Source organism: Alteraurantiacibacter aestuarii, assembly GCF_039523595.1.
GTDB lineage: Bacteria > Pseudomonadota > Alphaproteobacteria > Sphingomonadales > Sphingomonadaceae > Alteraurantiacibacter > Alteraurantiacibacter aestuarii.
This window is the reverse complement of the sequence record NZ_BAAAFP010000002.1, coordinates 312,968-327,320: the sequence shown is the minus strand read 5'-3', so window position 1 is coordinate 327,320 and position 14,353 is coordinate 312,968. Positions and strand designations below refer to the sequence as shown.

Sequence of the window (14,353 nt, the reverse complement as noted above, 5' to 3'; positions counted from 1 at the left end):
CACTTGCCGCTGCCTGCGAACTCGCCGCCGCTTGGCATGGTTGCGCGCGCAATTCTACCCGTAATTCATCTATTTGAGGGCAATGGGCGGGGAGCCGGCCCCTGCCATGCCGGCACCTTCCCATGCCATGCCTATGGCGTTTCGGAGCATCAGGGGCGGCGGCATACAGGCGGCGATCCTTGCCAGCTTCAAGGCGGGGATCGCCAACCAAGGGAGTAGTCCAATGAAGAAGGCAATTGCCTTTACGGCCGGTATTGCGCTGGCCGCCTCGTGCAACATCGCCATGCCTGTTTCGGTCCATGCCGCAGGCAATGACGATGTGGCTTTGTGCAGGGTTCTGGTTGATTCAGAACTCTACTCCAGCCTTGGGGAATGCATGAGCATTGTCCGCACAGCGCCACCTGTGGTGTGCAAGAGTCTGAAGGAAGCAGGTTACCTGACTTTGTTCGGATGGCGAAACCTTGGAGACTGCGTTTCCGATCTTCGCAGCCTTAATTGATCCGTCTTGTCTTTTAGTCGACCCCTGTTCCAACTGGCCCGGAAACCCCATTCCGGGCCATTTTTTTGCGCCTGAGCAAAGGCGATCAGCCCATTTTCAACTGGCCCTGACGCACGGCGGCAAATACCGCCTCCCCGCGCGAGTGGACCGCCAGCTTGCGGTAGATCGACTTGACGTGATTGCCCACGGTCAGCGGTGATATGTCCAGCGCCCGGGCGGCTTCCTTGTAACTCATGCCGCGCGCGAACAGCTGGAGCAATTCCACCTCGCGCGCCGTCAGCGGTGCTGCATCGGGATTGTCCGGCTGGGCACGCTGGGGCACATCGCCCTGCAATCGTTCAAGCAGGTAGGACGCTGCCGACGGGCTGATCGGTGCGCCGCCAGCCAGCGTTGCGGCAATTCCGTCCAGGATCACCGCCGGGCTGGAATCCTTGAGCAGATAGCCATCCGCCCCTGCCTCCAGTGCGCTGACCACGGTTTCCCGGTCGCCAAAACTGGTGATCATCAGCACCCTTGCCCGGCTCTGCTGTTTGACGAAGCCGATGAAGTCCACTCCGCTGCCATCGGGCAGGCCGACATCGACCAGCACCAGATCCGGCTGCTTGCGCACCACCAGATCGCGCGCACGGGCGATGGTGGGCGCAGAGCCTGCAAGGTCATATTCAGGGCAGGAGGTCACGATCTCTGTCAGATGTTCGCGAATGGCCGGATCATCGTCCAGGATTGCTATGCGGCTGATGGTCACGCCGTGTCTGCCCCTTCATCATCGCCGGGCAATTGCAGCCGCGCCACAGTCATCTCACCAACCCGTTCAAGTTCGAAAATACCGCCGATGGAACCCGCCCGGGCGGCCATGTTGTCCAGCCCGCGCCCGCCGGTTCGCACCTTGCCCAGGGCATCGCCATTGTCACTGATGGTGATTTGGGCGGCGCTGACATGCACGCTGATCGAGTCTCCGCTGGAATGCTTGAGCGCATTGGTGACAGCTTCCTGCAGGATGCGGAACACCTGCAATACCGCGCGCGGTGGCAGCTGCGGCAATGGCGCCGATGGTTCCTGCTGCCAGTCAAAGGCAAAGCCTGCATCCAGCACGCGGGCCTGCGCCCGTTCGCGAAACAGCACCAGCGCGGCGGCGAGCGATTCGCCCACCGAATCCATCGAATCGATCATCAGCCGCATCTCGTCGATGGCAGACTGCAGGCCGGTGGCGTATTGCGCGGGATCGGCATTGCCGCGCCGGGCGGACAGCAGCATGGACATCAGCTGGGAACCCAGCCCGTCATGCATATCGGCCATGATCCGCCGGCGTTCATCCTGATGCGCCTGCTGCGACAGCAGGATTTTCTCACGATCATGCGCCACCGCCAGTTCCGCCGTCCGCTCATCCAGCTGGACCTGCAACAGCGCGTTGATCTCCTCCGCCGATCGGAACAGGCGGATATTGCGCGACAGAAAGCTGGCGGCCAGCGCAACCAGCAGGAACGGCAGGGCATAATCGGTCTGCGTGCCGATATTGAGATCGAAGATACGGCCGATGTAATCGCGCAGCGACATCACCGCCAGCAGCAGGAAAATCGCCGCTTCCCAGAACCGGTCGCGCGCAATCCAGTTCATCTTCCACAGGATCAGACCGGCAAAAAGCACGGCCATCGCGCCGCTGAATGCCCACAGCGCCATCGGTCCCGCATCGTTCTGCGGATCGAGGAAATTGCCGATCAGGAATATGGCGATGCACAACAGCCAGCCAGCCATCGACAGCGGCAGGACAAAGCGCAACGGCCGCCCCGCCCAGTTGTTGGACAGATTCACCCATGCCGCGGGGATCATCACCCCCAAAGGCACAACCGCATTCATGAACAAGCGCCCGCCAATCGGCGGATCGGCCCAGTCTTCGTGGAACAGCATCCCGGCCCAGCTGAAAGACAGCATGCCCAGCCAGAACAGGTAACCCTGCCGTCCGCTACGTGCCCAGGCGACAAAGGCCAGCAGCGCGACAAGAAAGCCCACCACCGTACATATCTGCAGGTAATCATTGAGCAGGAAGCGCCGCAGATTGAAGGTCGCCACCACCTGGTCATATTCGCCCAGCGTAGGCTCGGCGACCAGGAAGCCGCCGGTCCCTTCATGGCTGGCAAGGATATAGGTGATTTCATTGCGGCCGACATTCAGCACACCAGCGGGCAAACGGTGTATCCCGCGATAGGCCCGCCCGTGATAGGTCAGATCGGGCAGCACCATCCGCCCGGCCCCGTAATGCAGCGATCCGTTGATCCACGCCTGATAATTGTCCGCGCCGACAACGGGGACTTCGCCAATGCCTTCGCGCGGCACTGTATCCAGTTCGAATATCACGCGGAACGCGCGGTAGCCTTCCTCGCAGCAATCCTCCCACGGAACATCGGTGGCCTCGAACTGCGCGGCCTCCACCGCATCCCAATCGGGTGAGGCCAGTGTGGCAACTTCATAGGCAATGGGGAGAATGCGCTCCAGCGGGCGCGTCTGCGGATCGAAGACAGGTGTCAGAAACAGCCAGTACAGCGCCTGCAACACCAATATGGCGAAGAGCAGTTGCGGCCAGTCCTTGCGCCAGTGCAGCGCCATAGCATGTGATCCCCATCCCACAGGCAGATTTGTGCCTGCCCCATCTATGGCAGCTATCACGTGCCGGTCATGCCATAAACATGGCAAGTCGTTCGGGCATGAATTTCCCGCGTCCTCGCACGCCGGAGACTGCACGGTGCCAGGACGAAAACAGGCCAATCAACAATTGGCCCCGCCCAGCGCTGAAATCGTCATATCTGAGTCACATCCCGGTGGCAGGTCCTGCCTATCAGGCTGAGGGATCTTGCAATGAACCGGGTGAGTATTGTCACCACCGATGAAAACGCCGCGCGTTTCGATTCATTCTCCAATGGGGAAACCGAATTCGTATTTGGTCTGTTAACGTCACAGGGGCCGCAGAAACTGGTCGAGGGCCCGGTCTGGGCTTTTGTCGACTGGGTGATGGAAGACCTTTCGGGTCTGGAAATGTGTCGCCGCCTGCGGGCCGATCACCGGCTGAACGATGCCCATGTCACCATTGTGCTGGAAGCCGATGATGCCGATGACCGGCGCCGCGCGCTAAAGGCCGGGGCGGATGATTATGCAATCGGCCCGCTGGACCGCAAGAGCATGCTCGACCGCGTTCTGGCGCTCCATTCATCGGGCGGAAGGCCGGGTGCGGGCCAGGTGCTGGACCTTGGCGAATTGCACATCAACGTGGCGGGGGAGCAGGCGCGCTGGAAGAAGTCCCAGATTCCATTGCGTCCCAACGAATTTCGGGTGCTGCGCTTCATGGCCGAAAATCCCAACCGCATCCTCACCCGGCAGGAACTGGTCGATGCGCTGGGGAAAGCTGGCGATCCGGAATATCTGCGCACGGTGGATGTGTGGATCAAGCGGCTGCGCTTTGGCCTGCGAGAGGTCAACGCCGGGCATTTGCTGCGCACCGTTCACGGCAAGGGCTACGTCCTCGATCTGGCCTGAGTTTTACGGGGTCTGATATCTGTCGAGTATGAGCGCTCCCCAACTGCAATATAACTGCCGGACATAACATAAGGCCCCAGCCTTGCGGTTGGGGCCTTTGTTATTGTGCCGGTAATATTGTGCCAAAGAGTGGCTACCGGGCCGGCAACTGCCAGCCCGGTGCGCCGCTATCAGAACGTGACCGAGAGCGATGCCGAAAGCTCGGTTCCGACATCGTAGCTGTTGATCTCGATCTGCTGGGTTCCGTTGGTCTGGTACTCATGATTGCCGCGCCCGAAGATGTTGCGGGCCTGCAATTTCAGCTCCGTATCGGTGCCGAACAGCGGAATGCCCTGGCGGAACACCAGATCGACCGTCATGCCGGGATTTTCCACGATATCGGGCAGTCCGGCAGTGCCGCGGCTGGTCACGCGCTCGCTGGCGTAGTTCAGCAGGACGGTGAACTGCTGCAAGCGGTCGGTATCTTCCAGGCTGACCTGGAAATTGGCCAGATGGTCCGACTGGCCGGTCAGCGGCAAGCCGTCCAGGAACAGGTTGGACGCTGCCGTTGTCCCGCCGGGGAACAGCTGGGTAGTGTCACCCGCCTTCACCGAAATATTCGACTGGGTGTAGGTATAGTTGGTAAAGACGACCAGCTCCTTGGTTTCGAAGAAGCCGCCCATGTCATACAGGTCGAAGGTATATTGCAGGTCCACTTCGGCACCATAGAGCGTGGCCCGCGGCGCGTTGGCGAAGCTGGTAATCTGATCGTTGTCGGAGAAGCTGGAGAAGGCTTCAATCGGGCTCTTGAGGTTCTTGTAGAAGCCCGCAATCGAAACCCTGTCACCGCCGCCGAAGTAATATTCGCCGCGCACTTCGTAGTTGGTCAGCTCGCTGTCCGTCAGCAGCGGGTTACCCACGTACTGGCGGTTTGTTTCCGGATCGTAGAACGCCTGGAAGATCAGCTCGCGAAATTGCGGGCGGGCGATGGTGCGCGAGGCACTGGCACGCAGTTGCAGGCTGTCGATCGGTTCGATGGTCAGCGTTGCCGCCGGCAGCCAGTAGCTGTTCGAAAGCGCAGTTGTGCTTGTCGAAATGGTCGGCGTTGCGAACACTTCTGCGGGATCGACCGTCTGGGTGGCATCTTCGTAACGCACGCCCACGTCCAGCACCACGCCCAGCGTCGGTTCGATGCTGAGCTTGCCGTAACCAGCCTGCACTTCCAGCGCTGCCTGGAAGGCCGGATCGGACTGCGTCGATTCGATCAGGCCGATGTTGAAGGCATCGATGATCGCATCGCCCAGCAACAGGTCAGGCCGCAGCAGGCCTACACCATCGGGAAAATCCGATGGCGCCGTGAACAGGAACTGCCGGCGCTCCGAATAGCGATCCGTATCGCTATAGGCATAGCCGATGGTGGCCGTGGCAAAGTCCAGCACCGGATAGCTGACATCGATGCCGCCGAACCACAGCTGTTCCTTCAGGTTGGAGAACACCACATTGGCATCGCCATTCTGGCGATCGAGCACGTTGATGAACTGATCGCCCAGCGTGGCCGAAGTGTTGTCTCGAACATAGGTGAAGGTGTATTCATACGGCGCTTCACGCTGCGTCTGGGCATAGCCGCCGCGCAGATCCACACCCAGATCACCAAATTCCAGCTCGGCAACAAGCTGCGAATCGAGCAGCTGCCGTTCGTACCAGGCGGTCTGCTGCTGCTGGATATCGTCATCGTCCTGGAAGTCTGTGCCCTGTGACAGGCGCGACTGCTTCACCGTGTCGCGGATGAACAGATTGGTCCAGCGGATCACATGGTCGCCCACTTCCAGCCCAAAGCCCAGCAGGGCGTTGAACAGCATGCGGTTGTCGGTCACCAGATCGTTGAAATCCTGGTCCAGCGTGAAGTCAGCCAGAACCGATTGCGAAGTGATATCGCGCGTACGCCATTTGTTGCTGAGTGATACGGTGGCGATCACGCCCAGGCGGCCATCGTCAAACACATCGGTCGCCGTGCCGGCGGTGATGCCGCCGGACCAGTTGGCCGGAACATTGCCCAGCGTCTGCAGCACGATCAGGTTGGGATCGCCCAGGTCGCGCGCAATCGCCTGCTGGTTGACATTGGCATCAGTGAGGCGGGCGCCAGTATCGAAGAACGCCTGCAGGGCCGGAGACGCATCGCGCGTGCCGTTGTCGAATCCCGACCAATCGGTCTTGGAGCCGTAATAGGACAGGCCGTTGAAGAACGTCGTCTCCGTATCGCCGCTGACACTGCCGCTGACGGTAACGAATGTCTCATCGGGAATGGCGCGCGTGGTCAGGTTGATCACACCGCCGCCGAATTCACCGGGGAAGTTGGCGGAATAGGTCTTCTGCACCAGCGAGGAAGCGATGATGTTGGTGGGGAAGATGTCCAGCGGAACCACGCGGCTGAGCGGCTGCGGCGATGGCAGCGGCAGGCCGTTGAGCAGCGCCAGCGAATAGCGATCACCCAGGCCGCGGACATAGACAAAGCCCTGACCCTGCACAGAAAGGCCGGTAACCCGGCCAAGCGCGCCTGCGATATCGCCTTCACCCGTCCGCGCGATCTGTTCGGTCGAAAGCACGCTGACCACCTGGGTGGAAGTCTGCGTGGGATCGCGATTGATGCGTCCGGTCACGATGATCCGGTCGGTACCGCCGGGAATGGAAATATCCGGCTCTTCGTAATCGTCCTGTGGATCAACCCCCTCAACGGTGTCGAGCAATTCGTCAGCCGGAGCCGTATCGGCATCCTGAGCCAGGGCCGCGCCCGGAAATGTGAGCGCGGTGGTGAGCAAAAGCAGCCCCGCCAGCTGCTTGCCAGTGGTCATGATCTGGGACTCCCTCATGAGTCGATCCATAAAAATCGTGGGCCTCGCAGGGCCCGGCACAAGACGTAAGCGGGAGATGCACCGGCCCTTGCTGGACCGGTCACACCCCCCGCTGTCGTCATCTTAGTTGAAGACCGGCAGAGCCGAGCACGATCCGGTGTTTCCACCGAAGGTGATGGCCAGCGAATCGCAGGTCCAGCCCTGTGTCCAGTTGTCAGTCGCAGACACCGCACCAAGGAAGGTGGAGGCAACGAAGAAGTCCGACAGGCCGGTTACGTTGAACAGCGGCGTGAAGTTGTTCTCGTTGTCGCCGTTCAGGTAATTGGCGACCAGCGTGTTGACGAATGCCTTGTTGTTGCCAGTGCCAGCATCGAAGATGGCTTCAGCTTCGGCAGCCGTGGGGCCACCGTCGCTGCCATTGCGGAAGTTGGTGGCGCACTGCAGCGCAACCGACTGGAACACCGGAGGACCGGCTTCATCGCCGCCCGGATTGGTCAGGGCAGCCGTTTCAGCCTGATCGATGCGGATACAAGGCGTGGCCGTTGAACCCTGATCGATGATCACCGAGTTGAAGATGCCATAATCGGTACCGCCGCGGATGCGGACGACCTGATCGCGGGCATTGCGCTGGATCAGCGTGGCGTTGACCAGCTTCGTGTTCTGGCGCGGGGTCTGCTGATACAGGCCGTTGTTGGAGTCAGCTTCGATCGCGGTGTCACCCACGCCCGGACGCTGGGCAACCAGAACAAACTGCATGTTCAGCTTCACACCGGTGTCAGAGTCGAGGCCGTCATCTTCCGCACCGGCGATGATCAGGTTCTTGATGTTGACGTTACCGCCGAAGAATTCGACGCCATCGTCCGAAGAGTTGACCGACTGGATGTGGTGCAGGGTCGTGCCCGAACCCACGCCGCCGGTGGTCAGCGACTGAAGTTCGTCATCGCCCGAAAGCACGAAGCCCGAATAGCGGATCTGCATGTAGCTGACCGAACCGGAATTGTCGTTGTTGGTGATGCCGCCAAAGAACGTGTTCGGCGATGCGCCTTCAACGCGGCGTTCGCAATCAAGCGTGCCGGGTGTGGCCAGCGGCTGGAAGCAATCGGTAACCTTGGCGCGGCCCGACAGGACGAGACCGCCCCACTGACCCGACGAGTTGGCGTTGTTCAGGCCCAGCACGTTGTCGCGGCTGGTCATGATGATCGGCTTGGCGGCAGTGCCATTGGCGTTGATCTTGTTGCCACGCGTCACGTTCAGGAAGGCTGAACCGCTGGAATAGATGATCACGCCAGGCTGAACGGTCAGCGTCACGTTGGTGTCATTGCCGACATTGGCCGGACCACCGTCCACGCCAACGTCAACACGGCCCGGCAGGCGATACAGCAGACCGGGAACCTGTGTCAGGGTGGACGATGCCTGCACCACGGCCGGCAGTGCGCAAACGCGCCATGTGCCTTCGGGGCCGGTGATGGTGCCTTCATCGGTCAGGCCCTGCGAATCGGAGATCGTCGGGCAGCCATTGGCCGGGGTCACCAGCGTCTGGGTGGGAGTGGGCGTGGGTGTCGGCGTGGGCGCCGGGTTATTTACGATGTTGTCGCCTTCGTTGATGGTCACATTGCCACCGGTGCCGGGCGAAGCGATGCCTTCAGGGCCGCAGGCGGAAAGCGCCAGGATAGAGCAGCCAAGAACAAGCGAACGAGAAATGTGAGTCACAGCGAGCGGTCCCCTCAAAAAACCGAGAATCAGAAGATGCGAATTCGATGTCGCGAATCGCTCGCTAGGGGTGGCTTGTGACAGTTTGCGGTCTGTGTGACGGTAATCTGGCAGTTTCAGCAAACAAAGTTGATGACAGTTGTGTGGCAATGGGGAGTCCGCTGGACCAACCATGCGAAAACGCTGCACCATCGCCAAATATTGCACTTTGATGACAATGTTACAGTTTCGTTGCGAAAGCAGATTTCTCGTTCCATTATCGCTTCAGATAAAGACAAAGGGAGAATGGCAATGTTGGCCACACTGGCAATGGGCGCCCTGCTCATGACCCAAGCAAGTTCGCTGGCAATCATCGGTTCGCCTGCCGGCACCGAGACGAATGATGTCGCTTTTGAAACGCTCGCAGGTGGCAATGCCTCGCAGGCGGTGCACGATCTGGAAGCCCTGCGCGCACAGATGCCCAATGATCCGGCTCTGCTGATCAATCTGGGCAGTGCCTATGCCGAACTGGGCCAGGCCGACCGGGCCGAGCAATGCTATCGCGCCGCGATGGAAAGCGATGTCCGTTACGAACTGGAACTGGCAGACGGCAGCTGGGTGGATTCCCGCCGCGCCGCACGTCAGGCCCTGCGCGATCTGACCAGCGAGAACCTCGCCCTCAACTGAGCGGGTGCAAGGCCGCTATTTATGGCGCCATATATATAAGGTCCGGAAACAGGCCCGCTCACGTGGAGCGGCCCGCTGGCGAAATACCGGCAGGGGTGAGCGCACAGATGAGTGCACGAGCAACCACACAATGGCCTGGTGGCATGATGCCGCCGGGCCATTTTGCTTGGGCCACTGTCATGCCGCTGTCATTTGTTGTAAGCACATGACTGCGCTTGGAGGCCCCTTTTTAGTGATTCTGCATCGTGCTCTTTATGCCGCCCTGCTGGCTCCGGTTGCGCTTTACGCAAGCCCGGCCTGCGCAGACGTGCTGGAAGTGGGCGCAGAGGGAGAGGCGCGCTGGCTTTCCGGCCCCGCCGTGCAGATTGTCCAGACCGGCCTGCAGGCAGGCGGCGCGATCGAAGCGGTTGAAGCTCCGGCGCAGGCGCGGCTGGTGCCCGAACATGCGGTTGCCGATACAGTGCGCAATTCCGGCGCAATTCCTGAACGTTATTCCGCCGTGGTGGCCAATCTGTCCGCCCGCTACGATCTCAGCCCGGCGCTGATCGAAGCGGTTGTGTGGCAGGAGAGCCGCTGGCGTGAAAACGCCGTTTCGCCCGCCGGTGCGCGCGGCCTGGCGCAGCTGATGCCGGGCACGGCGCGCGATCTTGGCGTCAATGCCGATGATCCGGTTGCCAACCTTGAAGGCGGCGCGCGTTACCTGCGTGAACAGCTGGATCGCTTTGACGGTGATCTGGAGCGCGCCCTTGCCGCTTATAATGCCGGACCTGGCCGCGTGATCCGCGCCGGTGGCATTCCCCGTATTCGTGAAACTCAGGCCTATGTCACTTCGATCATGGGCCGCCTGTCCGACCATTCCCGGAGTTCCCAATAGACATGCGTTTGCTTAGCCGTCTTGCCGCTTTTGCCGCCCTGCTCGTTCCCGCCGCCGCCCAGGCGCAGGACCCCGCCGGGTCTGGCCCGATCAATGCCGCACTGTTCTGGATGCAGGGCACGCTGCTCGGCTCCGTCGCCACCGCCGTGGCGGTGATGGCGGTGGCCGCCGTGGGCTTCATGATGCTGACCGGGCGGATGAACTGGCGCTTTGGCGCAACCGTGATCATCGGCTGTTTCATCATCTTTGGCGCCGCCAGCATCGTTGCCGGCATCCAGAGCGCGGCAGGCTGATCCGGTGCAGCTGTCCCGCCAACCGGTGCACCGCGCGCTGACCCGCCCGCAGATGTTTGCCGGGGTCACATTCAATTATTTCGTGATCAATGCGCTGGTGACGACGGAGGCATTCCTGATCCTCAAGAGCCTGTGGATCCTGCCGATCCCGTTCGTGATGCATGCAGTCGGCTATTTCGCCTGCCTGCGCGAACCGCGGATTTTCGACCTGTGGATCACCAAGGTCTCCAAATGCCCGCGCGTGCGCAATTACAAGCGCTGGGGCTGCAACAGCTACGCCCCGTGAGGGTGCACCAATTGAACCGCCGCGATTTGCGGCAGGGAGCTAGACGATGACAACCAAGTGGCTCGGAGCCGCAGCATGGAGCGCCAAGGAGGCGCAGGCGGGTGACCGTCTGCCCTATGCGCAGCTGGTCGACGCGCAGACCCTGCTGCTGCGCGATGGCTCACTGATGGGCGCCTTGCAGGTGCCCGGCCTGCTGTTCGAAACCGAAGATACAGACGCGCTCAACGCCCACGCTTCCACCCGCGAAGTGATGCTGCGCAGCAATCTGGATGCGCGTTTCGTTCTCCATCACCACGTCATCCGCCGCCGCGTGACGGTGGAGCTGGAAGCCAGTTTCGATGATCCGCTTTCGGCCCATATCGATGCCCGCTGGCGGGAACGCCTGTCCAGCGGATCGCTGTTCGTGAATGACCAGTTCATCACGCTGGTGCGCCGCCCGGCGCGCGGCAAGGCCGGCTGGGGTGAGAAATTGTCCCGCATGGTCAAGGGCAAGGCGACCGAGGCGGAAGAGGTCGACCCGCGTGACCTGCGCTCGCTCCGCGCAGCATTGCAGGCGCTGGCCGCATCGCTGGGTGACTATGGCGCGCAGCCGCTGGGCGATTACACCGGCCCCAGCGGCCATGCGAATAATGAACTGCTGGAACTGCTGTCCGCACTCTACAATGGCGAAATGCGCCCCGTGCGCCGCCCTGACGATGGCACCGATATCGGCAATATGCTGCCCTATCGCCGGGCCAGCTTTGGCCTGGATGCGATGGAACTGCGCGGCGCTTCGGGTACCGACTTCTCGGCCATGCTCAGCCTCAAGGATTATCCTGACGCCACCAGCCCCGGCCTGCTCGATGCCATGCTGCGCCTGCCGTATGAAATGGTGGTGACCGAAAGCTTCGCCCCGCAGGAACGCCAGACCGCGCGCGAACGGATAGACCTGGCGCTGCGCCGCCTGCGCTCCGCCGATGAGGAAGCCCAGGCAGAGCGCAATGACATGCTGGCCGCACGCGACGAGCTGGGCGCGGGATCGGTCGCTTTCGGCGATCACCACCTGTCAGTTCAGGTGCGTGAGCGCGATCTTCAGCGGCTGGACGATGCCACCGCCTCTGTCGCTGCGGCGCTGGCCGATACCGGCGCGATCGCAGTGCGTGAGGACACCAATCTGGAGCCGGTTTTCTGGGGCCAGTTCCCCGGTAATGAGAGCTATCTGGTGCGGCGCGCCATGATCTCCACCGCCAATATGGCCAGCTTTGGCTCGCTCCACGGCTTTGCGCTGGGACAGGCCGAGGGCAATCACTGGGGCGATGCGGTCACGCTGCTGCAAACCACCAGCTCCACGCCGTTCTTCTTCAACTTCCACAATGGCGATCTGGGCAATTTCAGCGTCATCGGCCCGTCGGGTTCGGGCAAAACCGTAGTGATGAATTTCCTCGCCGCGCAGGCGCAGAAGTTCAGCCCGCGTACGATCCTGTTCGACAAGGATCGCGGTGCCGAGCTGTTCATTCGCGGCATTGGCGGCACTTATGACCGCGTGCGTTCGGGGGAGCCGACCGGCTTCAACCCGCTGGCGATGGCGGATACGCCCGTCAACCGCGCCTTCCTGCGTGACTGGCTGGGCGTGTTGCTCAGCGCGCAAGGCCCGGAAGAATTGCAGACCATCGCCCAGGCGGTGGATGCCGCCTATGCCAATGATGCCTCTCTGCGCCGTCTGCGTCATTTCAAGGAACTGGTGTCCGGTTCCCGCCGTCCGCAAGCTGGCGATCTGGCAGACCGCCTGTCCGCCTGGATAGAAGATGGCGAATTTGGCTGGCTGTTCGATAATGAAGTCGACAAGCTGGACCTGTCCACCCGGGTCATGGGTTTCGACATGACCGCGCTGCTGGACAATCCCAAGCTGCGCACGCCGTGTATGATGTATCTGTTTCACCGCATTGATGAGCGGCTGGATGGCCATCCCACGATGATCCTGATCGATGAGGGCTGGAAGGCGCTGGATGATGAGGTCTTTGCCGCCCGCATTCGCGACTGGCTGAAAACGCTGCGCAAGCGCAATGCTCTGGTCGGCTTTGCCACGCAGTCCGCGCGCGATGCGCTGGACAGCCGCATTTCCACCGCGCTGGTGGAACAGACCGCGACGATGATCTTCATGCCCAATGCCCGCGCCCGGGCGGAGGATTACTGCGAAGGCTTTGGCCTGACCGAGCATGAGTTGTCGCTGATCAAGAGCCTGCCCGCGCACAGCCGCTGCTTCCTGGTCCGCCAGCCCGATGCCAGCGTTGTGGTGCGGCTCGACCTGTCGAACGCGCCCGAAGTGCTGACCATTCTTTCCGGCCGCGAAAGCACCGTGCGCCGGCTCGACCTGCTGCGAGAAGCCGTGGGGGATGATCCCGCACAGTGGTATCCCGCGTTGACCAATCGCCGCTGGCCCGGTTCGGGCAAGGGCGATGCGCAGGACAGTGAACTGGATGCCTGGGAAGCCGCCGAATGACACCGGCTGCGATCAATCCGGCACAATGCCAGTCTGCGCTGGATGGCGTGGGCGCAGGCATCGGCGCATCGCTGCGCGCGATTGACTGCGCCGCCAGCGAGATGTCGCAGGCTGCCTTCAGCCGCATCTTCGGCCCTGACGGTGCATTCCTGCTGCCGTTGCAGGTGCTGCTGACGATCTTCGTCGCTTTCCTTGGCTATGGGCTGATTACCGGGCGGCTGCGGATTGGCCTGTCCTCGCTCGCCCCGCGGCTGATCACGCTGGTGCTGGTGATCACCTTTGCCACCAGCTGGATCGCTTTCCAGTCGGTGTTCTGGAACCTGGCTGTGGGTGGTCCCGATGAAATCGCCGGGGCATTGATGGGCACCGATGGCTCCGCCACCACCATTTTTGCCGACAAGCTGGACGTGGTGATGTTCTCCCTGATGGAAGCATCGGGCGGCGATGCGATGAGCGAGACCACCTCGATCTTCTCCCCCCCGGGCCTGTTGTGGTCGGGCGGAACCATGCTGCTGCTGGGCACCGTCGGCGTTCTTGCCACCTGCAAGATCGCGCTGGCCGTGCTGCTGGCACTGGGGCCGATCTTCATCGTGATGGCGCTGTTCAACGGCACGCGCGGCCTGTTCACCGGCTGGCTGAAGGCGGTGGTGATGATGGCGATGGCACCGCTGTTCGCCGTGCTGTCCGGTTCGCTGATGCTGGAACTGGCCACGCCCGTGCTTGCCTCGCTGATGTCCACGCCGGGCAAGATCGATGTGCGTCCGGCGATGGCCTTCTTCATGATCGGCGCGGTCCACCTGGCGCTGATGTTCATGGTGATGAAGGTTGCCACCACCATGGTCAGCGGCTGGAGCGTGTTCGGACTGGTCAAGGCAGACCGCAATGATGAGGCGCGCGGACGCGGCTTTTCTGCTGATCGCGCCCCGGCAACGGCGATCGCCAGCACCGCCGCGCGTGAGCGGATGGCCATTGCCACATCCGCCGCCCCGGCGCGTGACATTCGCGTCACCGCCTCCGCCCCGCTGGCAGCCAATGATACCGGCGGCACGCACAGCGTATCGCGAGAGACGAAGATCATATCCACCGCCGCTTCAGCGGGCAGTCAGGGTGACAAGCCCGGTTCTGTCTCGCGCGCACGCGGCATTGGCAGCCGCTTCAAATCAGCGCCTGTTCGTTCAACGGAGAAATTGTGA

Annotated in this window: 12 protein-coding genes; 8 read left to right on the top strand and 4 right to left on the bottom strand. The window is 61.8% G+C overall.

Features of this window, described 5'->3' with window-relative positions; genetic code table 11:
* Positions 1-106: 106 nt before the first annotated feature.
* Entirely contained in the window at positions 107-499 is a 393-nt protein-coding gene (locus ABDZ98_RS05195) for a hypothetical protein (protein WP_160589359.1), read from the top strand.
* A gap of 85 nt (positions 500-584) precedes the next feature.
* Here ABDZ98_RS05195 and ABDZ98_RS05190 read toward each other — a convergent pair whose 3' ends face one another.
* Together ABDZ98_RS05190 and ABDZ98_RS05185 are read right to left on the bottom strand one after the other, a co-directional pair.
* A complete protein-coding gene (locus tag ABDZ98_RS05190) occupies positions 585-1,244 on the bottom strand; it encodes a response regulator (RefSeq protein ID WP_202385889.1) in 660 nt (219 codons plus the stop codon).
* Positions 1,241-3,100, bottom strand: a complete 1,860-nt coding sequence (locus tag ABDZ98_RS05185; RefSeq protein WP_160589358.1) for a sensor histidine kinase — start codon at positions 3,098-3,100, stop codon at positions 1,241-1,243. Before ABDZ98_RS05185 ends, ABDZ98_RS05190 begins: the two co-directional genes overlap by 4 nt.
* A 249-nt stretch (positions 3,101-3,349) precedes the next feature.
* Here ABDZ98_RS05185 and ABDZ98_RS05180 point away from each other — a divergent pair, with 249 nt between their 5' ends.
* Complete coding sequence (locus ABDZ98_RS05180) at positions 3,350-4,024, top strand: response regulator transcription factor (protein ID WP_160589357.1); 675 nt, start codon at positions 3,350-3,352, stop codon at positions 4,022-4,024.
* A gap of 170 nt (positions 4,025-4,194) precedes the next feature.
* Here the strand turns inward: ABDZ98_RS05180 and ABDZ98_RS05175 are convergent, their stop codons facing one another.
* Positions 4,195-6,852: a TonB-dependent receptor domain-containing protein gene (locus ABDZ98_RS05175; protein WP_160589568.1), complete on the bottom strand. Its 2,658-nt coding sequence runs from the start codon at positions 6,850-6,852 to the stop codon at positions 4,195-4,197.
* Between the two features lie 123 nt (positions 6,853-6,975).
* Positions 6,976-8,562, bottom strand: a complete 1,587-nt coding sequence (locus tag ABDZ98_RS05170) for a hypothetical protein (protein ID WP_160589356.1) — start codon at positions 8,560-8,562, stop codon at positions 6,976-6,978.
* A 324-nt stretch (positions 8,563-8,886) separates the two neighbouring features.
* Between ABDZ98_RS05170 and ABDZ98_RS05165 the strand changes: the two genes are divergently transcribed.
* The 6 genes from ABDZ98_RS05165 (at position 8,887) to ABDZ98_RS05140 (ending at position 14,353) form a co-directional block, all read left to right on the top strand.
* Positions 8,887-9,228 (top strand): tetratricopeptide repeat protein, encoded by a 342-nt coding sequence (locus ABDZ98_RS05165; protein ID WP_237437308.1) that lies wholly within the window; start codon positions 8,887-8,889, stop codon positions 9,226-9,228.
* Between the two features lie 238 nt (positions 9,229-9,466).
* Positions 9,467-10,102, top strand: a complete 636-nt coding sequence (locus tag ABDZ98_RS05160) for a lytic transglycosylase domain-containing protein (RefSeq protein ID WP_237437340.1) — start codon at positions 9,467-9,469, stop codon at positions 10,100-10,102.
* A gap of 2 nt (positions 10,103-10,104) precedes the next feature.
* Positions 10,105-10,395 carry a TrbC/VirB2 family protein gene (locus ABDZ98_RS05155; protein WP_202385887.1) on the top strand — a complete coding sequence of 97 codons (291 nt, stop codon included), beginning with the start codon at positions 10,105-10,107 and terminating at the stop codon, positions 10,393-10,395.
* Between the two features lie 4 nt (positions 10,396-10,399).
* Positions 10,400-10,681 carry a VirB3 family type IV secretion system protein gene (locus ABDZ98_RS05150; RefSeq protein WP_160589354.1) on the top strand — a complete coding sequence of 94 codons (282 nt, stop codon included), beginning with the start codon at positions 10,400-10,402 and terminating at the stop codon, positions 10,679-10,681.
* A 46-nt stretch (positions 10,682-10,727) separates the two neighbouring features.
* Positions 10,728-13,160 carry a VirB4 family type IV secretion/conjugal transfer ATPase gene (locus tag ABDZ98_RS05145; RefSeq protein WP_160589353.1) on the top strand — a complete coding sequence of 811 codons (2,433 nt, stop codon included), beginning with the start codon at positions 10,728-10,730 and terminating at the stop codon, positions 13,158-13,160.
* Positions 13,157-14,353 (top strand): TrbL/VirB6 family protein, encoded by a 1,197-nt coding sequence (locus tag ABDZ98_RS05140; protein WP_160589352.1) that lies wholly within the window; start codon positions 13,157-13,159, stop codon positions 14,351-14,353. Before ABDZ98_RS05145 ends, ABDZ98_RS05140 begins: the two co-directional genes overlap by 4 nt.